This is a genomic window from Streptomyces sp. CB02980 (assembly GCF_014451325.2).
In the GTDB taxonomy this organism is placed as follows: Bacteria; Actinomycetota; Actinomycetes; order Streptomycetales; family Streptomycetaceae; genus Streptomyces.
In genome coordinates this window covers 244054-263145 of sequence record NZ_JACSCH020000008.1, presented here as the reverse complement: position 1 = coordinate 263145, position 19092 = coordinate 244054, and the positions used below count along the sequence as shown (strand labels likewise).

The window sequence follows — 19092 nt, the reverse complement described above, 5'->3', positions numbered from 1 at the left end:
TCTGGCCGGATTGGCCTGCGTGGTGGCGCAAGATGGGTGCCATGGCCCGGATTGCTTCGACCCGTTTGTCCCGACTCCTCACCGGCTGGTCGTCGGAGGGGCCGGGGCCGCTGCCACGGCGGCTCGCGGACGCGCTGCGGGAGCTGGCCGCGCGGGGCGACGTCGCGGGTGGCACGGTCCTGCCCTCTCAGCGCGAACTGGCCCTGGTGCTCGGCGTGAGCCGGTCCACGGTGACGGCCGCGTACGGGCTCCTGGAGAGCGAGGGCCGGCTGGAGAGCGTACGGGGCAGCGGCTCGCGGCTGCGGGGGTCGGGGACGGTCGACGGGTACGTCACGGAGGGGCGGCTCATGAGCTTCGACGCCCGGTCGCGTACGGCCGCCTCGGCCGGCGGCGCGGACCTGTCGAGCGGGGCGCTGCCGGGGCTCGGCGCGGTGGGCGAGGCGGTGGGCGCGCTGACCTGCGGGGACCTCGGCGCGCTTCTCGGGGCCGACGGCTACCACCCGTACGGCATTCCGGCGTTGCGGGAGGGCATCGCCGCGTACTACCGGGCGGCGGGGGTACCGACGGAGGCGGGTCAGATCCTGGTGACCTCGGGTTCCCAGCAGGCGGTGTGGCTGGTGGCGCAGGCACTGGTCGAGCCGGGTGACACGGTGGTCGTGGAGAACCCCACCTATCGGGGTGCCCTTGAGGCGCTACGCGCGCGTGGTGCCCGGTTGGTGCCGGTGGGCGGTGACGGCCCCGACGGCGGCGGGGACGGCGCCGACGCAGCCGCTCTGCGACGGTTGTGCGCCCATGTGCGGCCCCGGCTCGTGTACCTCCAGCCGACGGCGCACAACCCGACGGGGCGCAGCCTGGACGGCGCGGCGCGCCGGGAGTGGCAGCGGGTGCTCGCGGAGCAGGAGTTGTTCGCGGTGGAGGACACGGCGTGCGCGGAACTCAGCCTGGGCGACGTGCCCGACGAGGCCGCCCCGGTGCCGCTCGTCGCCGGGTTGCCCATGGGCTCGTCGGTGACGGTCGGCACGCTCTCGAAGCTGTTCTGGGGCGGTCTGCGCGTGGGGTGGGTCCGTTCCTCGCCGCAGGTGGTGGCCCGGCTCGCGAAGATCAAGACCTTGGTGGACCTGTCCTCCTCCGTCGTGGACCAGCTCGTCGCCGTCCGTCTGCTCGACCGGCTGCCGGAGGCACGCGCGCGTCGCAGGGCCGAGCTGCGCGGCCGGCGGGACGCGGCGGAGGCGCTGCTGCGCGCCGGGGCGCCGCACTGGGAGTGGACCCGGCCCGCGGGCGGCCCCGCGCTCTGGGTGCGGGTCCCGGGTGCCGACACGGAGGCCCTCGCCCAGCTGGCGCGGCGTCACGGCGTGTCCGTCGTCCCGGGGTCGGCCTTCTCGCCGGTGGACGGTTTCCGGGACCGGCTCCGGCTGCCGTACGGGCACGGGACGGACGCCCTGGCGGCCGCACTCCCGACCCTTCTGGAGTGCGCGGAGCGCGCGGCCGGCTGACCGTCGCCTCCCCGGGAGCTCCGGGTTCCTCAGGGATGCATCCGGGCACCCTTGAGCACCTTGTCGACCGCGTTGCGCGGCCCGTACACGGCGAGGCCCGCCAGATCCAGCCCGTCGGTCCCCACGGCCCGTACGGCCGCGCGGTTGTCGCGGTCGTTGCCGGTGGTGAACAGCTCGGTCGTGAACACCGCCCGCGGGAGCGCGCGGGAGAGTGCGCGGGCGTGCGCCGCCGTCAGCGTCTCCTTCGTCCCCTCGAAGACGAGCACGGGCTGTCGGAACATCGGCAGGTATCGGGTGCCGTCGGCGTCCGCGTACGGTTCGCCGATCACCTCGGGCAGCTCCGTGCCGAGTCCGCTGACCAGGAACGCGGTGACGTTCAGGCGCTGCCAGGTCTCCAGGTCCTCCCGCAGGATTACGGCGATCTTGGTGTCGAAGCGGACGGGTGCGGTGTCGGTGGTCGTCATGGTCCGAGACTGCCGACCGGCCCGGCGTGCCGTCTTGTACATTCCTTGCATGGTGGCCGGTCAGCAGGTTTCGGCATGGCGCCCGCACGTGCCGGGAGTCGTGGAGGTCTTCCACGCCCACTTCACCGCGCACGCGTACCCGATGCACGTCCACGACGTGTGGACCCTGCTCATCGTCGACGACGGGGCCGTCCGCTACGACCTCGACCGGCGTGAGCACGGCACCCCGGGCGACACGGTGTCGCTGCTCCCGCCGCAGGTGCCGCACAACGGCTCGCCGGCGACCCCGCACGGCTTCCGCAAGCGGGTGCTCTATCTGGATCTGACCCAGCTGGACGAGAGCTTCATCGGCGCGGCGGTGGACGGGCCCGATCTCGTCGATCCGCTGCTGCGCCACCGCGTCGGTCAGCTGCATGCGGCCCTCGCGGGCCGGGGCGGCGAGCTGGAGGCGCAGAGCCGGCTCGCCCTCATCCGCGAGCGGCTCCGCACCCGTCTGCGGCCCCAGACGGCCGCCCGCGCGCGGCCCGCCGACCCCGGGGTGGCCCACCGGCTCCGCGAGCTCCTCGACGCCCGGCTGCTCGAAGGGGTGACCCTGGACGAGGCCGCGCTGCTCCTGCACGCCCATCCCACCCATCTGGTACGGGCGTTCAGCGGTGCTTTCGGTATCGCCCCGCACCAGTACCTGACCGCCCGCCGGCTCGACCGGGCCCGTCGGCTGCTCCTGGACGGGCAGCCGCCCGGGGAGGTGGCGACGGCGACCGGCTTCTACGACCAGTCGCATCTGAACCGCTCGTTCAAGCGGCTCGTCGGCACGACGCCGGGGCGCTTCGCCCGGAGGCGCGAGGAAGCGCCTCCCCTGTCGTGAACTGGCCACGCTCCGTGGCGTGAGCGAGCCGCGAGAGGTGCTCCCGGAGGGAACGGTCCGGAGCGGAATAGGCGCCACCTGGGGACAACTCGACTCCCGAGCGTAATGATCCGGCCAGAGGTGATGACTCTCCGTACAACAGACGGCCGAATTCCGCCGACCTCACGCAAACGGACCAGATGACGCACAGGTAGTCATCCTCCCTGGTCGCCATGATCCCCGCGCCCCGCCGCACGCCCTGTTGAAGGTGATCTTCGGCCCGCACGCTGAAGACAGGGAGATCGAGCGGAGAGCGGGTGACACGGGTGGAGACAGGCAGGGGCACGGACGGGGCCCGGGACGGGGAGCGGGCCGACGACGACGCGTCGAACGCGGCCGGTCCGGACCACGGCGTCGGAGCCGGAGACGTGGACGTGTGCGTGGTGGGGGCGGGACCGGTCGGACTCACGCTCGCGATCGGTCTGCGCCGACTCGCGCTGCGGGTCCGGATCGTCGACAAGGCACCCGCGACCAAGCACGAGGCCCGAGCCCTGGTGCTCTGGGCACGGGCCCGGGAGGCGCTGGACGCCCTGGGCGTCGGTGAGACGCTCGCGCGGCACGGCGTCGAGCTGGGCGTGGTGACGATCCACGCCCGCGGCCGACAGCTCGGAGAACTCACCACCGGCTGGGCGCGGTCGGCCCACGCCCGCCCGCTCAACATCGAGCAGCACGACATCGAGCGGCTCCTCTGCGAGGAACTGGCCCGGCTCGGCACCCGCGTCGAGTGGAACACCGAGGCGACGGACGTCAAGGTCCACGACGACCGGGCGGAGTTCACCCTGCGGCACGAGGACGGCACCGTCGAGTCGGCCGCCGCCCCCTGGATCGTCGGCTGCGAGGGCACCGCCAGCGTGGTCAGGGACCGCCTCGGCATCCCGTTCGAGGGCCGGCGCCGCACCGGGCTCCAGGTCGTCCAGGGCAACGCCCACCCCACCTGGAGGCTCGGCGAGGAGCCCGGCAGGGGCCACATCTTCCTTGCCCCGCACCGTTCCCTGCTCGTGTTCCCGCTGCCCGGCGGGGGCTACCGCTTCTTCTGTTTCCGGGACGACCCCGATCCCTCGCTGTCCGCCGCCCCCACCCTCGGCGAACTGCGGGACCTGGTCGCGGAGACCGCCGGGATGCCGGACCTGCGCCTCGGGCCCACGGAGATCCCCTGGCTGAACCGGGCCCGCTTCAGCGACCGGGTCGCCGCCACGCTCCGCTGCGGGCGCGGGCTGCTCGCCGGGGACGCGGCGCACGCCTGGGCGCCGGTCGGCGGGCACGGCATGAACGTCGGCATCCTCGGCGCCCACAACCTCGCCTGGAAGCTCGCCGCCGTGCACCACGGGCAGGCGGGCGAGGAACTCCTCGACACGTACAGCGACGAGCAACGGCAGCTGGCCGTGCGGTACATCCGCGAGATGCGGTTCAACTTCATGGAGCTGCCGCTGCCACCGCTGGGCTTCCGGGCGTTCACGGCCACGGTGCCGGCCGCCCTGGCCCGGCGCGGCTTCCAGCGGCGGCTCGACCTGCGGCTGAGCGACCTGGGCCGGAACCACACGGACAGCGCCCTGTCTTGGCACCGCCCCGGCCGGCACCGCCGTTCGGGCCCGCGCGCGGGCGAGCGGATGCCGGACGTCACGGTCACCACCTGCCCGACGGACCCCACCCGTCCTGCCGCGACCCGGCTGCACACGCTGCTCGGGTACGAGCGATGGACCCTGGTCCTGCACGCCGCCCGCGCCCACCCGGGCGTCCTCGACGAACTCCGGGACACGTGCGCGTGGTTCCCCGCCCCGGTCCGGATCCTGCCCGTGACTCCGTGGGACGGCGCCGGGGCAGGCCGTCTCGGGCACCCCGACGACCTGCGTCTGGTGCGGCCCGACGGATACGTGGGCCTGGTCGCCCCGCTCGCCCGCACCGCCCTGCTCCGCGACTACCTGGCTGCAATCGCCGCCGACGACCCCGGGGCCGTACGGGAGTCCCGGCCGACCCGCCCACACCCCGCGCACTGAATCGATCGGGAGTCGGACCGTCATGCACACCACCACCGTCATGCAGTCCCGCCACGTGCCGCGCGCCCGGCGGCGGACCCGCGCCAACAGCACGGTCAGTGTCGTGGGAGCCGGGATGGCCGGCCTGGTCGCCGCCTACGAGCTGGAGCGGCTCGGGTTCCGGGTCGAGATCATCGAGGGCAGCCACCGGCTCGGCGGCCGCGTCCACACGCACCGCTTCGGCGCGTCCGAGGGCGCCCCCTTCGTGGAGCTCGGTGCCATGCGCATCCCCACCGCGCACCACCGCACCATGCACTACGTGGAGCGTCTGGGCCTCGCCGACCAGGTCCGGCCGTTCACCACCCTGCTGTCCGACGAGAACGCCTTCCTTGCGACCAGCACCGGTCACGTACGGCTCCGGGACGCGCCCCGGACCCTGATCGCCGATGTCCGCGCCTCGCTGCCGGGTGCCCCGTACCGCGAGGAGACCGTCGTGTTCGGGGCCTGGCTGGCGGCGGTCGTCGACGCCGTCGCACCCCCCGGGCTGCGCGCCGGGCTCCGCGCCGACCTGGCGCGCAACCTCCTCGATCTGGTGGAGGACGTCGACCTGTCGCCGCATCTCCTCGGCCATGCCAAGGACCGGATAGACGTGCACGGTCTGTTCGCGGCCCACCCCGGGATCCGGGCGGGCTGCGGCGACCGGCTGAACAGCTTCCTCGACGACATCCTCACCGAGACCAGTCCCGAACTGGTGCGGCTCGCCTGCGGGATGGACCAGCTCGCACAGCGGCTCGCCGCCCGGATCCGGGGGCCCATCTGGCTCGGCCAGCCCGTGTCCGGCTTCGAAGTGGCCGCCGACCATGTCTTCGTACGCCTCGGGGGCGGGCCGTCGGCGGCGGTCCGGCGCTGCGACTACGTGCTGTGCACGGTGCCGTTCTCCGTGCTGCGGACTCTGACGCTCACCGGGTTCGACGAGGACAAGCTCGCGGTCGTGCGCGAGGTCGACTACTGCCCGGCGACGAAGGTCGCCGTCCACTGCCGCGAGCCGTTCTGGGAGCGGGAGGGCATCCGGGGCGGTGCCTCGTTCAGCGGGGGCCGCATCCGGCAGACGTACTACCCGCCGTCCGAGACCGACGGAGGCACGGACCCCGCTCAGGGCGCGGCGCTGCTCGCCAGCTACACGATCGGGGAGGACGCCGATCATCTCGGCGCGATGCCGCCCGCTCAGCGGCACCGGACGGTGGTGGAGGAACTGGGGCGGATGCACCCGCAGTTGCTGCGCCGCGGCATGGTGCGGGGAGTCGCGAGTCTCGCCTGGGGCAGGCATCCGTGGACGGCCGGCGGGTGCACGATCCGCTGGGGGCAGGACGCGGCCGCGTGCGAGGAGCAGCGGCGGCGGGCGGTGCGGCCGCAGCACCGGATGTTCTTCGCCGGGGAGCACTGCGCGAGCGAGCCGGCGTGGATCGAGGGTGCGGTGGAGTCGGCCCTCGAAGCCGTGACGCTGATCGCCCGGCACGCGCCGGGCAGGGGTGTCGTGGAGCCGGCCGGACTGGAGGCGGCATGAGCGTGTTCGACCTGCCCCGGCTGTACTTCGGCGGGACGGCGCTGACCCGGCTGCCGACGGGTCCCCGCTGCGGCCTGGTGGACCTGGCACGCAATACCGCCCTGCGGGGTGCGGGCACCGGGGACGCGAGTCCCGGACAGCCGCCCGCCGTCGGCCCGTTCGACGTCGACCAGCCCGCCGAGGCCTACCACGAGCACCTGGCCGGACGCGGGGCGCGCGGGAGCGACTTCTCCGGGAACGGCCACTTCCTCATGGACGCCCGCGTGACCGGGGTGCAGCGGCAGGACGGCGGCGCCGTGGACACGGCGGACCCGGTGGTCGGACGCGCCGTCGACCTGTGGGGGCACTACAACCCGTACCTGGGCACCACGGTGAACCGGGCCAGGGTCTTCGACGTCGACCCCGCGTCCGCGTGGACGACGACGCTGATGGGCGGCCAGTTCGCCTTCGGGCGTGACGGACGGTCGCACGACGCGGGCTATCTGTGCGTCGGCGAGGTGACCGGTTTCATGCCGCCCCGGTGGCACGGCTTCGCGCCGGTGCGCCGCACCCTCCACCAGTTCGCGATCGCGGCGGGGGAGGGACTCGACTGGCCGAACGGGTCGGCGGACTCCCCCGCCGTACGGGCCCTCAAGGCCGCCGCCGAGGCACGGGACGGCGGCGGAATCCTCGTCCAGTTCACCCTCGAACAGGGCGCCTCGGAACGAGACTTGGAGACCGGGGGCGCTCCGGGGCGGTGGCGGCTGCGGGGCACGGTCGCGCCCTGGCATCCGGACGAGCCGCGCACGTACCCGGCGGGCCGGCTGCTCGTCCCGCACAGGAGCCACGAGGACGGCGTACCGGCGCCGTGCACCGTACGGATCTCCCCGGCGGGAGTCTCCTTCAACCGGCCTTTCGAGAAGCGGACTCACGACTCCGCCGGCCGTGCTGCCGTGCGACACGGGGGCGCCGTCGAGCTGAGGACGGCGCACTCCGACCGGCTGGTCGCCCTCCTGCCCGGGGGCGCGCCCGAGGGCGGTTCCGTGGTGACCGTTCCGGCGGCCTCACCGGAGGCCGTCGAGCACGCGGAGGCGGAGGGGCTCGTCCTGGTGCGGGCTGACGGCGGCGGGACCCCGCGCGCGGTGTTGCTGCGGGAGCGCGAGGAGGTGGTCCTGACCGACGAGGCATGTCTGATCCTGGAGCACCCGGACCCCGAGCGGGGCGAAGAGCACGCCGTCGAGGTGCCGGTGCGGACGTTTCTGCGGGGCCGCCCGGCGCCCCTCGACACGGTCGTGGTCCGCCAGTACCCCAACCCGCGGGCCCTGCCGCTCGACCCGGCGGCCTCGGGGCCGTACGCCCGGTGCGGGGACGTGGAGATCGTACGGATCCGGTCCGGCCGTACCGCCGGCGAGAAGCCCACGACGGACCCTCCGGAAACGGCGGAGGGTGCGAGCTGCCGCCTCGCCACGGACGCGTGCGGACGCGGCTGGTTCACGGTCTCCGGCGCGCGGGCCGGTACGGCGCGGCTGCTCCTCGCCGCGGAGCCCGCGGAACAACCGCCCACCGACCCGGCGGCGCCCGGCTCGGCCGAAGCCTGCTACGACCACGACGACGCCCTGGACTTCTGGCCGTGGGCCGGCTCTGCCGCGGTGCGGGTGCTGCCGGACGACTGGCCGCTGGACGCCGTGCTCCAGCAGGACGTGACCTTCGAGCTGCTGCACCGCGAGGTGTTCGCGTACTACGAGCAGCTGTTCCCGTTCATGCGCGACGAGGTGTTCAGCCTCGCGGAGCGCTGCAAGGTCGAGACCTACGCGAAGCTCATCTGGCAGATGTGCGATCCGGCGAACAAGGACAGGACGTACTACATGCCGCCGACCCGCGATCTGTCCCTGCCGAAGGCGCGGCTGCTGCTCAAGTACCTGAGGGCGCAGAGCACGGCGGCGGCGGTCCCACCGGCAACCGTGCCCTCGCCGGTCCGCGCGTATCCGCAGATCACCACACGGGCGCAACTGCGGTCGGCACTGTGGCAGGCGGTGGCGGTGGAGCTCGCCAGTTCCCTGCAGTACCTGTACGCGGGCTACTCGGTCCCCACCCACGGCACCGGGTTCGAGTACGTGCGCAGTGGGGTGTGGACACCGCGTCAGCTCCGGCTGGCCTGCGGCGACGGCGGGGAGACCCTGGCCAAGGGAGTGCGGGACAGTCTCTTCGACGTGGCCCGCGAGGAGATGATGCACTTCCTGGTCGTCAACAACATCCTGATGGCGATGGGCGAGCCCTTCCACGTCCCGGAGATCGACTTCGGTACGCCGGGCCGGCTGCCGCTGCCGCTCGACTTCGCCCTGGAGCCGCTGCACCTGGGAAGTCTCCAGCGGTTCATCGCCATCGAGCGGCCCGAGCGGCTCGCGGGCGGCACGGGGGCGATGGACGGGCCCAACCCGTTCGGTTCGCCGAGCGAGTTGTACGCGGGCATCCGTGAGGGCCTGACGCGCGTCCCGGACCTCTTCATGGTCGACCGGGGGCGGGGCGGGGGCGAGCACCACCTCTTCATCGGCGAGACGGTCAACGCCGTCCACCCCGACTACCAGTTGGAGGTGGACGACCTGTCGAGCGCGCTGTTCGCCGTGGACTTCGTCACCGAGCAGGGCGAGGGCGGCGTCCTGGACACCGAGAAGGAGGGCTCGGAGTCCCATCACGACACCTTCGTGCGGCTCGCGGAGCTGCTGATGACGGAGCGCGCCGACGGCCCGCACGGGGAGGGGACGCCGTGGCACCCCGCGTACCCCTCGCTGCGCAATCCGACGCTCGATCCCGGGCACCCCGGACGGGCGGCGGTGAGCGATCCGCACGCGCGGCAGGTGATGCGTCTGTTCAACCGCTGTTACTTCATGATGCTCCAGCTGATCGTCCAGCACTTCGGGGAGAGCCCGGACGCGAGTCTGCGCCGCTCGAAGCTGATGAACGCCGCCATCGACGTGATGACGGGGATGATGCGCCCGCTCGCCGAGCAGCTGATGCCACTGGAGTCGGGGTGGCGTGGGCGGACGGCCGGCCCCTCGTTCGAACTGGAGGAGCCGCCGGCGTACATCGCGCGCCCCGATGTGGCGCGGCGCGGGTTCGCGATGCGGTTCCGGCACCTCGCGGCGATGGCCCGGGAGTGCGAGGGCGTGCCGGACCGGGTGCCGGAGCTGATGGCCTGGTATGCGGAGCGCTTCGCGCACGAGGGGCACCAGCACGAGGGATTTCGGGGCGAGGGATTTCGGGGCGAGGGTTTTCGGGGCGAGGGTTTTCGGGGCGAGGGATTTCGGGGCGAGGGGAGCAACTGAGTCGTGGAGACAGATGTGTTGATCGTGGGCGGCGGGCCCGTCGGGCTCGCGCTCGCACTCGATCTGACCCGCCGGGGCGTGGACTTCGTGCTCGCGGAGGCGGGGAACGGGCAGGTCACCCACCCCAAGGTCTCGACCGTCGGGCCCCGGGCGATGGAGGCGTTCCGCCGCTGGGGCGTCGCCGACGCGATCCGGGGTGCGGGCTGGCCGGCCGACCACACCCTGGACATCGCCTGGGTGACCGCCGTCGGAGGCCATGAGCTGCACCGGCTGAGCCTCGGCACGGCCGGGGAGCGGCCGCCGCCCCCGTACACCCCGGAACCCGAGGCGATCTGCCCGCAGCACTGGCTCGCGCCGCTGCTCACCGCCCGGCTCGGCGTCCACCCGGCGGGGCCGGTGCGGCTCGGTACCCGACTCCTTGGGTTCACCCGGCTCCCGGACCGGGTGAGCGCCGGGCTCGTGGACGGGGCGGGGGTACGGACGACGGTGCACGCCCGGTTCCTGGTGGGCTGCGACGGGGCCTCGTCCCTGGTGCGGAAGGCGTGCGGGATCGACGCGCCCGAGCGGCACCGGACCCGCGTCCTGCGCAACATCCTCTTCCGGGCCCCCGGGCTCGGCGCCCTCCTCGGCAGGCGCACGGCCCTGGTCTACTTCGTGACCGAACCGGGCGGTATGCGCTACCCGTTGAGGGCGGTCGACGGGCGGGACCTGTACCGGCTGACCTGTCCGGCCGGTCCCGCCGACGCGGTGAAGGCCGTCCGGCGGGCCGTCGCCCCGGACGTGCCGGTCGAGGTGGTGTCGGACTGCACCTGGCACCTGACCCACCGGGTGGCGTCGCGGTACCGCGCCGGGCGGGTCCTGCTCGCGGGGGACGCGGCGCACACGCTGTCGCCCTCGGGCGGGTTCGGGCTCGCCACGGGCGTGGGTGACGCGGCGGACCTGGGCTGGAAGCTGACGGCGGAGCTCGCGGGTTGGGCCGGGCCCGGTCTGCTCGACTCGTACGAGAGCGAGCGGCGGCCGGTGGCACTGCGCAGCCTGGAGGAGAGCCACCGCAACCTGCGGCGGACCCTCGACCGGCGTCTCTCCGCCGCGCTGTGCGACGCGACGGCCGACGGGGAGCGGGCACGGGCCGCGCTCGGCCGGGAGATCGCGGCGTCCGATCCGATACGTGAATTCGACGCACCCGACGCCCACTTCGCGCACCGCTACGCGTCGCCGGTGGTCGCGGAGGAGAAGCTGGTGCCGGACGAGAAGTCGGAGGCGGAGGCGGAGGCGATGGGCACCTCCGCATCGGGCATCGATCCCTGGTGGAACCGGACGGCCGTGCCCGGGGCCCGGGCTCCGCACGTGTGGCTGGGGCCCGGCCGGTCGACGCTCGACCTCTTCGGCCCGGGGTTCGTCCTCCTCTCGCTCGGCCCGGGCGACCCGGAGGGCCTGGTCCGCGCCTTCGCCGACCGCCGGGTCCCGCTGCGGGTGGTGCGCCGCGAGGACGAGGAGGTGGCGAGGCGGTACGGGCGGCCGCTCGTGCTCGTACGGCCGGACGGTCATGTGGCCTGGCGAGGGACCGCCCCACCGGCGGACCCGGGGCGGCTGGCGGATCTGGTACGAGGAGCGGGGACGGCCCGCGCCGGCTCCGGCCTCGGGGCGGACGGAGCGGGCGGAGTCGGCGGGGCAGGCGGAGTCGGCGGGGCGGGCGGATGAACGCGCCCCGGGCGTCGAGGGGCGGCCGCGCGGAGCCGTTCGACCCGGCGCGGCTCGATCTGGCCGACCCCTACCCCGTCTACCGCCACTACCGCGAGACGGACCCGGTGCACGCCGTACGCCCGTCACGCGCCGAGGGCCGGACGGGGCCGACGACCTGGTACCTGTTCGGCCACGCAGAGGTGGCGCGGGTCCTCACCGACCGGGGTTTCGGGCGGGCGTCCCCGTCGACGGGTGGTGCGGTACCGATCCCCGAGGGGTACGTGACGCTCCGCCGGATCGTGGAGAACTGGCTGGTCTTCCTGGACCCGCCACGGCACACACGGCTCCGCGCCCACGTGGCCCCGCCGCTCGCCGCCCCCGCCGTACGGGCTCTGCGGCCGCGCGTACGGGACATAGCGGAGGAGCTCGTACGGCCCCTGGCGCGGCGGACCGAGGTGGAGCTGGTCGAGGGCTTCGCGGCGCCGTTCCCGCTGCTCGTCGTGGCGGGACTGCTCGGGGTGGAGGCGGGGCGGTGGCCGTGGTTCCGGGCGGAGGCGCTCGCGCTCCAGCAGGCGGGCGGGACCAGGGGTGACCGTTCACCGGCCGCGCTCGCACGGGCCGACCGTGCGGCGGCGGAGCTGGACGCGTACTTCCGCGAGGAGCTGGCGGCGCGGTGCACGGAGGACCGGGGCGACCTGCTGTCCGCGCTCGCGGCGGCCGCGGTCGAGGATCCGCCCCTGGAGACGACGGCGCTGACGTCGACCTGCGTACATCTGCTGACGGCCGGGCACGAGACGACGACCGGGCTGATAGGAAAGGCGGTGCTCGCGCTGCTCGCGCGTCCGGAGGTCGCGGAGGAACTGCGCGCGGACCCGGGCCTGTTGCCGAAGGCGGTGGACGAGTTCCTGCGCCACGACCCACCCGTCCAGATGATCACGCGATGGGCGCACCGGGACGCCGCGCTTGCCGGACGGTCGGTCCGGCGGGGCGACCGCGTCCAGCTGGTCCTCGGCTCGGCCCTTCGGGATCCGGCGCGTTTCCCCGACCCCGAGAGGCTGGACATCCACCGGGACAGCGGCCGGCACGTCGCGTTCGGCCTGGGCATCCACTACTGCGTGGGCGCGGCGCTCGCGCGCGCGGAGGCGGAGATCGGACTCGGGATGCTGCTCGACCGGCTGCCCGCCCTGCGTCCCGGCGCGCGTCCGCGGGTGGAGGTGGAGTACGCGCCGGACTGGGTGTTCCACGGCCCGTCGCGCCTGGCGCTGACGGGCTGACGGGCTGACGGGCTGACGGGCTGACGGGCTGACGGGCTGACGGGAACGTCTCGACTCCACTCCTCGTTATACCCCCCACGGGTATAACGAGGAGGCTTGATGACCACGAGAAGACTGACCGCGCTCACCCCCGAGCAGGCACCGGGCCGGGCGGGCGAGCTGCTGGCCGACATCGCGCAACGACATGGGTCCGTCGGTGAGATGGTGTCGACGATGGCGCACTCACCGGCCCTGCTCGACGGCTATCTGAACCTCTCCCGGGCGATGAAGCGGGTGAAGATCCCCCGCGCCCTGAGCGAGAAGCTGTCCCTCGCCGTCCAGGAGTGGATCGGCTGCGGCACCTGCGCCGAGGCGCACCGCGCGGCCGGTCGCGCGGCGGGCCTGAGCGAGACGGACATCGAACTGGCCCGCCAGGGCACGTCCACCGACCCGCGCGAGGCCGCCCTGATCGGCCTGGCGCTACGGGTCCTGGCCGAACCGGGGTCCCTGTCGGACGGGGACGTCGCCGAGGTACGGGCACACGGCTGGAGCGACCGGGTGATCGCGGAGGTGGTCGGCGTGGTCACCCTCAACCTGCTGACGGGCGCGTTCAACCTCCTGGCGGGCATCCAGCCGGACCGCAAGGCTTGAGGGGGCGCCCAGACGGAGCGACATCGCCGCACCGGGCGTCCGGGTGTCTCCGTTCCTGGAAGGCATCCCCGTTTCAGGAACGCGTCCCCGTTCCTGGAAGGCGTCCCCGTTTCAGGAACGCGTCCCCGTTTCAGCAGGGCGTCTTCGCGCGGTCGGAGTCGCTTCGCAGGACGCAGAATTCGTTGCCCTCGGGGTCGGTGAGGACCGCCCAGCCCGAGCCGTCGGGGTTTCGGTGGTCGCCGGCCAGGGCGGCTCCGAGGGCCAGGAGGCGCTCGACCTCCTCCTCGCGCGAGGTCGTCGGACGCAGGCACAGGTGGAGGCGGTTCTTGAGGGTCTTCGGTTCCGGTACCTGGTTGAAGTACAGCACCGGGCCGTCCTTGAGCATCACCTGGGTCTCCGGGTCGCCCGGTCCGCTCTCCGGGTCCACCGGGCAACCGGTCACCCCGCTCCAGAACCGCGCCATCCCATAGGCATCCGCACAGTCGATCGCCACGTTCTGCACCACCGAATACATGCTGCTCAGCCTGCCTGAGATGCGGGCGGCCCGCCACCAAGAATCGCGGCGACGAGGCGGGGCCCGACCCGTGCTGACCGTTCGCCCGGGCAGCGAGGGGAACATGATCGACGTCGACGGGCATCGGCGCCGAGGAATCCGTGGCCCGGATCATGCGTGGGCGCGGCGGCTACTGCTTCCACCTCAACGGCGCCTTCGCCGCGCTCCTGACAGCCCTCGGCTACGACGTCACCTCCACCAGGCCGGCGTACAGGGGGAGGCCGAGGATCCCGACGGCCCGGGCGGCGACCATCTCGCGCTCACCGTGCTCAGCGCGTCCACCCCTCGCACCAGTAATGGGAGGCCGCGGCACAAGGGGGCACACCTCAGGGGGTCTTCTCCCGGGGTACCGGCGCCCGGAGGTCGGCCAGCAGTTCCGCCTGGCCCGCGAGGACGCCGGAGAGGATCGTGCGGGCGGTCATCAGCAGGTCAGCCACCTGAGGACTCGTCAGCGCGTAGTACACGGCCGTGCCTTCGCGCCGGGCGACGACCATGTTCGCCCGGCGCAGGACCGCCAACTGCTGGGAGAGGTACGCCGGTTCGACTCCGGTGTCGCGGAGCATCTCGGCGACCCCGTGCTCGCGCTCGCTCAGCAGCTCCAGGACGCGGATGCGGACGGGGTGTCCCAGTGTCTTGAAGAACTCGGCCTTCAATTGGTAGAGCGGCGTACTCATCGCACCCACCCCGCGCGTCGCATCGACCCGGCACTCTGCAGCATGCCCCCATCCTCGCGCCTGCCGGGACGGAATCGCACCGGGGACGGGTCAGCGGCCGATCATGGCCGGAACCTGCCAGGACGATCCGGCACTTGGGCGGTGCACGGACCGTACGTGGGCGGTATGTGAGCGGTACTGGCGCCGGCGGGCGATCAGGTGGTCGGCCAGGCGTCGCTGCGCCAGGCCCGCTGTTCCGCGCCCGCGTCGCAGTGTGCGGCGAGCGCCGCGGCCAGGTCGCGGTGGACCGGGACCGGAGGGCCCTCGCCCGCCGGGACGAGGGAGCCGTCGGCGGGGATCGCGGCCAGTTCGAGGGCGCGGCCCGCCGCCCGCAGCCGGAGCGCCGCCTCCGCGACGGCGAGCTGCCCGCCGACCGACCAGCCCCGCAGCCGGGTCAGGTCCAGGACGACCGGCCCCGTGCCCCGCGCCACCGCCCACCCCACGGCCCCGGTGAACCGCCCCACGGCGTCGGCTCCGAGGAACCCGGCCAGGGACAGTACGCCCAGGTCCTGCTGGACGGTGTAACGCCATTCGATCGTCATGTGCGTCGTCATCCTTCTCGTACGGCGATCACTGCGGAAGCGCGGGCTGCGGAAGCGCGGGTGGGAGGCAGGTCTGCGGGCCGGGGGCGATCTCGGTGAGGATCCGCCGGGCGGACTGCATCAGCTGGGTCACGTCTCCGCCGGCGAGCGTGTACACGACGGTGGATCCCTCGCGGGCCGCGGTCACGATCCCGGAGCGGCGGAGCACGGCGAGCTGCTGCGAGAGCGCCGCCGGCTCGATCTCGATCCGCGCGAGCAGTTCCCGTACCGGCATCGGCCCGTCCTGGAGGAGCTCCAGGACCCGGACGCGTACGGGATGGCCCAGCATGCGGAAGAACTCGGCCTTGGCCTGGTACAGCGGGACCGGCACGGTCTGTCCTCCGGGGGCGCGGGTGCGCGGGGCGGGTCGCCGCAGCCCGGCGGATACCCACGGGCACGGCCCGACCAGGATGTATCGAATTGCAGAAATTTGCAATTTGCCTTTCACGTTCTGAGACGGCTCGCGCGCGACACGGGGGTGGGTTTCGAGACCGGTTCCGGACGGCGGGAACAGACTCCGGGTTCCGGCGGCTGGAACAGACAGCTCGAAGAGACAGCCGGAACGGACAGAAGGAAGCACCATGAAGATCGGCATCATCGGCGCCGGCAACATCGGCGGCAATCTGACCCGCCGCCTCACCGCCCTCGGTCACGACGTGTCCGTGGCCAACTCCCGCGGCCCGGAGACCCTCACCGCGCTCGTGGAGGAGACCGGCGCCACCGCCGTCACCGCCTCGGAGGCCGCGCGGGGCGCGGAGATCGTCGTCGTGACGGTTCCACTGAAGAACGTCCCCGACCTTCCGGCCGGGTTCCTCGACGGCGCGGCGGACGGTTTCGCCGTCATCGACACCGGCAACTACTACCCCCGCGAGCGCGACGGCCGGATCGCCGCCATCGAGGACGAGGGCCTGACGGAGAGCCGCTGGACCGAGCTCCGGATCGGCCACCCGGTGATCAAGGCCTTCAACGGCACCTACGCACAGGACATCCTGGATCGGCCGCTCCCGGCGGGCGACCCGGAGCGGCTCGCCCTGCCCGTGGCGGGCGACGACACGGTGGCGAAGAAGAAGGTGCGGCTCCTCATCGACGAGCTGGGCTTCGACTCCGTGGACGCGGGCGGGATCGACGAGTCCTGGCGCCAGCAGCCGGACACCCCGGTCTACGGCCTCCGGGAGGGCGTGGAGGCCGTGACCAACGCGCTGGGCGCGGCCTCCCCCGAGCGTCCCGAGGGCTTCCGGGGCTGACCGCGCACCCTTCCGGCACCCGGTCGCACCCTCCCCCGACCCGCTTCGGACCCTGCCGGACCCGGGCGCTCCGCAGCCGCGCCACTAGAACAAAGTTCTCGTTGCGGCTGCCCTAGGGGGTGTCTTGTCGATCAGGCCGTCGCGAGCCCGGCCTGATCGGCAAGATACCCCCTAGGGTGTGCGCCATGTCTCCTAAGCAGCAGCGTGGCGAGGCCACCGTCGAGCGCCTGCTGACCACGGCACTGAAGGTGTACGTGGACTCCGGCCAGGAGGGGTTCACCGTGAACGCGGTGACGGCGGCCGGCGGTGTCAGCCTCGGCAGCCTGTACCACCACTTCGGCAGTTTCGACGGCCTCGCCGCCGCTCTGTACATCCGGTGCACGGAGCGGTTGTGCGGCGAGGTCGTCGCCGCCCTGGGCCGTGCCAGGACCGCCCGGACGGGGGTGCGGGCGGCGGTGACCGCGTACCTCCGGTTCACCGAGGAGCACCCGGACGCCGCGCTGTTCATCCACGCCTCGGCGTACTCGGGCCGTCTCGTCGCCCACGCCGAGCGGATCCGGGCGGCCGAGGAGCCGCTGCTCTCCGCGATCGGTGCGTGGCTGCGGCCGTTCGTCGAGGCGGGCGAGATCGCGCCGACTCCCGAGCCGCTGATCGAGGCGCTGGTCATCGGACCGACCGCCGAGACCGCGCGCCGCTGGCTCTCCGGCGCGTACGACGTGGACCTCGGGCAGGCGGCCCGGATCCTGCCGGACCGCATCTGGCGTTCCCTCCGGCCGGAGTGACGGCGCGACCCGGGGCCTCAGCCGGCGGCCGGGCCCGTGAACGTGACCTCGGAGGCTCGTACGGTGACCTCCGCGTCGCTCCCCAGGGCGTACGCCGCGACCCGGGAGACCGTCGCGGCCGGAACGGCCTCGCTGATTCCGGGCGCCGCCGGAACGTCCTGGGTGGCGTGGGCGTCGTGCGGTACGACGACGCGATAGCCGCGCGCCAGGGCCGTACGAGCCGTCGCCTGCACGCACATCTCGGACATCACGCCGCAGACGGCGACCGCCTGCACACCCGCGTCGGTGAGCACGCCGCCGAGCCGGGTCTCCTCGAAACCGTCGTCGTGCGGCTTGCGGATGACGAGCTCCCGCGGCCCGTGCTCGACGGGGTGGTGGAGCTCCCAGCCCGGCGTGTGGGGTTCGTCCTCCGCCCCGGGCGGTCCGTCGTTCTGGAGGTGCACGACGAGCGCACCGTCCCGCCGGGCCCGCGCGAGGAGATCCGTCGTACGGTCGACGAGCCGCACGGCCGCGGGCACGGCGCCGTCACCGGTGACGAAGGCCGACTGCACGTCCACGACGATCAGCGCGTCCACGGGCGGGAGGTTCGGGGTGTTCGCGGCGGGCGGGGCGGTCTCGGCGTGCTGGCTCATCCGACCATGATCCCGCCCACGCGACCCCGCTGCCAGGGGATTTCGGACCGTCTCGCCGCCGGTTCACGCCCTCTGGTTCACGCACTCCCCTTCACGCACTCCCCTTCGTGCCGGCGTGAGTCCTTGTATCGCGGGTGTATCGAAAAGCGCATACGCCCCCGCAACCGCCCTCCCTCTTCAATGGGGGCATGACACACAGCGCACCCCTGCCCACCCCGCCCCGCCGCACCCGAAGGACCGTGTTCATCGGCCTGGCGGTCCTCGGTCTGGCGGGCGCGCTGTACGTCGTGCGGGGGCCGCTCATGATGTCCGCTCCGCGGTGCATGGCCGGGCGCTGGCACGGCTGCTTCGACACGTTCAACGGTGTGGTGCTCATGACGCTGGTCGCGGTGCCGTTGTCCCTGCTCGTGGTGGGGGCGCTGGCGCTCCGGCGGCGCGCCGCCGGTGTCACGTCGGCGTGGCGGATGTCGCTGGCCGAGGTGGGCACGGTCCACGGGACGGTGCCGTTCCTGTGGCTGACCTTGATGCCGGGCGCCGCGCCGGGCATCGCTCCCGCCCGGGTCAGCCTGGTACCGCTGAGGGACCTGGCCACGATGGGGACGCTCGGGATCGTCGGCAATCTCCTGGTCTTCGCCTCGCTGGGATTCTTCGCCCCGATGCGGTTCGCGGCGCTGGCGTCCGTGCCCCGGATCCTGGCGCTCGGCGCGGGCTGTTCGATCCTGGTCGAGAGCGCCCAATACGTCTTCCGGCTCGACCGGGTGTCCTCCGTGGACGACGTCCTGGTCAACGCCACCGGCGCCGCACTGGCCGCACTGGCCTCGCGGCGCTGGTGGCGCACCACGGCCGGCGCGCCGTCGGACCCGCCCCGCCTCGTGTCGGATGTGACTCTGCGGGTTCCGGCTACGGGACGTTCCAGGCGGAGATGAAGGGCTGCCCGTCCTCAGCGGCCAGGAAGCTGAGAGTGCCTGGATGCGGGCGGCCGAGCAGTCGGCTCGCGGACGCGTCCAGGCCGAGCCACCGCGCGGTGAGCACGCGGGCCAGGTGGCCGTGCGCGACGACGGCGACGTCGCCGTCGTTCAGCAGCGGACGGATGCGGTCCAACACCGCGTCCGTGCGCGCGGCCACCTGCGCGAGGTGCTCACCCGGGTGGTCGGCGTCGCCGGGAACGACACCGTCGCGCCACAGGTCCCCATCCGGCCTTGACTCGCGGTCGGTCCGGCCCGCGTGCTGTCCCGACAGGCTCCACTCGGTCTGACCGTGCCGGATCACTATCAGCTCACCCATGGCCGCGCACGCCATC

Annotated in this window: 17 protein-coding genes and 2 pseudogenes; 12 read left to right on the top strand and 7 right to left on the bottom strand. The window is 73.4% G+C overall.

The genetic code is table 11. The features are described 5' to 3' along the window. Positions 1–41 precede the first annotated feature (41 nt). The gene (locus E0F75_RS19280) at positions 42–1493 is read left to right on the top strand and encodes a PLP-dependent aminotransferase family protein (RefSeq protein WP_187623755.1); all 1452 of its coding nucleotides are present in this window, start codon (positions 42–44) and stop codon (positions 1491–1493) included. A gap of 29 nt (positions 1494–1522) precedes the next feature. On the opposite strand, the gene E0F75_RS19275 is transcribed toward E0F75_RS19280, so the two are convergent. Then, a complete protein-coding gene (locus tag E0F75_RS19275) occupies positions 1523–1957 on the bottom strand; it encodes a DUF2000 domain-containing protein (protein WP_187623754.1) in 435 nt (144 codons plus the stop codon). A 49-nt stretch (positions 1958–2006) separates the two neighbouring features. Here E0F75_RS19275 and E0F75_RS19270 point away from each other — a divergent pair, with 49 nt between their 5' ends. From E0F75_RS19270 to E0F75_RS19240, 7 genes are all read left to right on the top strand, one after another. Continuing rightward, positions 2007–2822 (top strand): AraC family transcriptional regulator, encoded by an 816-nt coding sequence (locus tag E0F75_RS19270; protein ID WP_187623753.1) that lies wholly within the window; start codon positions 2007–2009, stop codon positions 2820–2822. 305 nt (positions 2823–3127) lie between these two features. Then, positions 3128–4855, top strand: a complete 1728-nt coding sequence (locus tag E0F75_RS19265) for an FAD-dependent monooxygenase (protein ID WP_187623752.1) — start codon at positions 3128–3130, stop codon at positions 4853–4855. 22 nt (positions 4856–4877) lie between these two features. Further along, positions 4878–6398, top strand: a complete 1521-nt coding sequence (locus E0F75_RS19260; RefSeq protein WP_187623751.1) for an NAD(P)/FAD-dependent oxidoreductase — start codon at positions 4878–4880, stop codon at positions 6396–6398. Then, positions 6395–9700, top strand: a complete 3306-nt coding sequence (locus tag E0F75_RS19255) for a ferritin-like domain-containing protein (protein WP_187623750.1) — start codon at positions 6395–6397, stop codon at positions 9698–9700. Before E0F75_RS19260 ends, E0F75_RS19255 begins: the two co-directional genes overlap by 4 nt. 3 nt (positions 9701–9703) lie before the next feature. Further along, positions 9704–11401, top strand: a complete 1698-nt coding sequence (locus tag E0F75_RS19250) for an FAD-dependent monooxygenase (RefSeq protein ID WP_187623749.1) — start codon at positions 9704–9706, stop codon at positions 11399–11401. After that, positions 11398–12657: a cytochrome P450 gene (locus E0F75_RS19245; protein WP_187623748.1), complete on the top strand. Its 1260-nt coding sequence runs from the start codon at positions 11398–11400 to the stop codon at positions 12655–12657. The genes E0F75_RS19250 and E0F75_RS19245 overlap by 4 nt, the downstream gene beginning before the upstream one ends. Positions 12658–12756: 99 nt before the next feature. Further along, the gene (locus E0F75_RS19240; RefSeq protein WP_187623747.1) at positions 12757–13287 is read left to right on the top strand and encodes a carboxymuconolactone decarboxylase family protein; all 531 of its coding nucleotides are present in this window, start codon (positions 12757–12759) and stop codon (positions 13285–13287) included. A gap of 130 nt (positions 13288–13417) precedes the next feature. Here E0F75_RS19240 and E0F75_RS19235 read toward each other — a convergent pair whose 3' ends face one another. Next, positions 13418–13801 carry a VOC family protein gene (locus tag E0F75_RS19235; protein WP_187623746.1) on the bottom strand — a complete coding sequence of 128 codons (384 nt, stop codon included), beginning with the start codon at positions 13799–13801 and terminating at the stop codon, positions 13418–13420. A 152-nt stretch (positions 13802–13953) separates the two neighbouring features. Between E0F75_RS19235 and E0F75_RS40735 the strand changes: the two are divergent. Continuing rightward, positions 13954–13998, top strand: a pseudogene (locus E0F75_RS40735) (hypothetical protein); the annotation flags it as partial. Between the two features lie 168 nt (positions 13999–14166). Here E0F75_RS40735 and E0F75_RS19225 read toward each other — a convergent pair. From E0F75_RS19225 to E0F75_RS19215, 3 genes are all read right to left on the bottom strand, one after another. Next, complete coding sequence (locus E0F75_RS19225) at positions 14167–14514, bottom strand: metalloregulator ArsR/SmtB family transcription factor (RefSeq protein WP_187623745.1); 348 nt, start codon at positions 14512–14514, stop codon at positions 14167–14169. A gap of 194 nt (positions 14515–14708) precedes the next feature. After that, complete coding sequence (locus E0F75_RS19220; protein ID WP_187623744.1) at positions 14709–15095, bottom strand: anti-sigma factor antagonist; 387 nt, start codon at positions 15093–15095, stop codon at positions 14709–14711. Between the two features lie 28 nt (positions 15096–15123). Continuing rightward, on the bottom strand, positions 15124–15465 hold the full coding sequence (locus tag E0F75_RS19215; RefSeq protein WP_187623743.1) for a helix-turn-helix transcriptional regulator: 342 nt from the start codon (positions 15463–15465) through the stop codon (positions 15124–15126). Positions 15466–15691: 226 nt separating this feature from the next. Here E0F75_RS19215 and E0F75_RS19210 point away from each other — a divergent pair. After that, positions 15692–16378, top strand: a pseudogene (locus E0F75_RS19210) (NADPH-dependent F420 reductase); the annotation flags it as partial. A gap of 185 nt (positions 16379–16563) precedes the next feature. Then, positions 16564–17160, top strand: a complete 597-nt coding sequence (locus E0F75_RS19205; RefSeq protein WP_187623741.1) for a TetR/AcrR family transcriptional regulator — start codon at positions 16564–16566, stop codon at positions 17158–17160. A gap of 17 nt (positions 17161–17177) precedes the next feature. Here the strand turns inward: E0F75_RS19205 and E0F75_RS19200 are convergent, their stop codons facing one another. After that, entirely contained in the window at positions 17178–17792 is a 615-nt protein-coding gene (locus E0F75_RS19200) for an isochorismatase family protein (RefSeq protein ID WP_187623740.1), read from the bottom strand. A 188-nt stretch (positions 17793–17980) separates the two neighbouring features. On the opposite strand from E0F75_RS19200, the gene E0F75_RS19195 reads away from it, so the two are divergent. Then, positions 17981–18718, top strand: a complete 738-nt coding sequence (locus E0F75_RS19195) for a VanZ family protein (protein ID WP_187623739.1) — start codon at positions 17981–17983, stop codon at positions 18716–18718. Here E0F75_RS19195 and E0F75_RS19190 read toward each other — a convergent pair. Beyond that, entirely contained in the window at positions 18693–19076 is a 384-nt protein-coding gene (locus E0F75_RS19190; RefSeq protein ID WP_187623856.1) for a histidine phosphatase family protein, read from the bottom strand. The two genes, E0F75_RS19195 and E0F75_RS19190, sit on opposite strands and share 26 nt — an antisense overlap. Positions 19077–19092 lie beyond the last annotated feature (16 nt).

Bases quoted from the DNA above. Each gene is read 5' to 3' on its own strand.
- E0F75_RS19280 (WP_187623755.1), top strand. From the start codon at position 42: ATGGCCCGGATTGCTTCGACCCGTTTGTCCCGACTCCTCACCGGCTGG.
- E0F75_RS19275 (WP_187623754.1), bottom strand. From the start codon at position 1,957: ATGACGACCACCGACACCGCACCCGTCCGCTTCGACACCAAGATCGCC.
- E0F75_RS19270 (WP_187623753.1), top strand. From the start codon at position 2,007: ATGGTGGCCGGTCAGCAGGTTTCGGCATGGCGCCCGCACGTGCCGGGA.
- E0F75_RS19260 (WP_187623751.1), top strand. From the start codon at position 4,878: ATGCACACCACCACCGTCATGCAGTCCCGCCACGTGCCGCGCGCCCGG.
- E0F75_RS19255 (WP_187623750.1), top strand. From the start codon at position 6,395: ATGAGCGTGTTCGACCTGCCCCGGCTGTACTTCGGCGGGACGGCGCTG.
- E0F75_RS19245 (WP_187623748.1), top strand. From the start codon at position 11,398: ATGAACGCGCCCCGGGCGTCGAGGGGCGGCCGCGCGGAGCCGTTCGAC.
- E0F75_RS19240 (WP_187623747.1), top strand. From the start codon at position 12,757: ATGACCACGAGAAGACTGACCGCGCTCACCCCCGAGCAGGCACCGGGC.
- E0F75_RS19235 (WP_187623746.1), bottom strand. From the start codon at position 13,801: ATGTATTCGGTGGTGCAGAACGTGGCGATCGACTGTGCGGATGCCTAT.
- E0F75_RS19225 (WP_187623745.1), bottom strand. From the start codon at position 14,514: ATGAGTACGCCGCTCTACCAATTGAAGGCCGAGTTCTTCAAGACACTG.
- E0F75_RS19220 (WP_187623744.1), bottom strand. From the start codon at position 15,095: ATGACGATCGAATGGCGTTACACCGTCCAGCAGGACCTGGGCGTACTG.
- E0F75_RS19205 (WP_187623741.1), top strand. From the start codon at position 16,564: ATGTCTCCTAAGCAGCAGCGTGGCGAGGCCACCGTCGAGCGCCTGCTG.
- E0F75_RS19200 (WP_187623740.1), bottom strand. From the start codon at position 17,792: ATGAGCCAGCACGCCGAGACCGCCCCGCCCGCCGCGAACACCCCGAAC.
- E0F75_RS19195 (WP_187623739.1), top strand. From the start codon at position 17,981: ATGACACACAGCGCACCCCTGCCCACCCCGCCCCGCCGCACCCGAAGG.
- E0F75_RS19190 (WP_187623856.1), bottom strand. From the start codon at position 19,076: ATGGGTGAGCTGATAGTGATCCGGCACGGTCAGACCGAGTGGAGCCTG.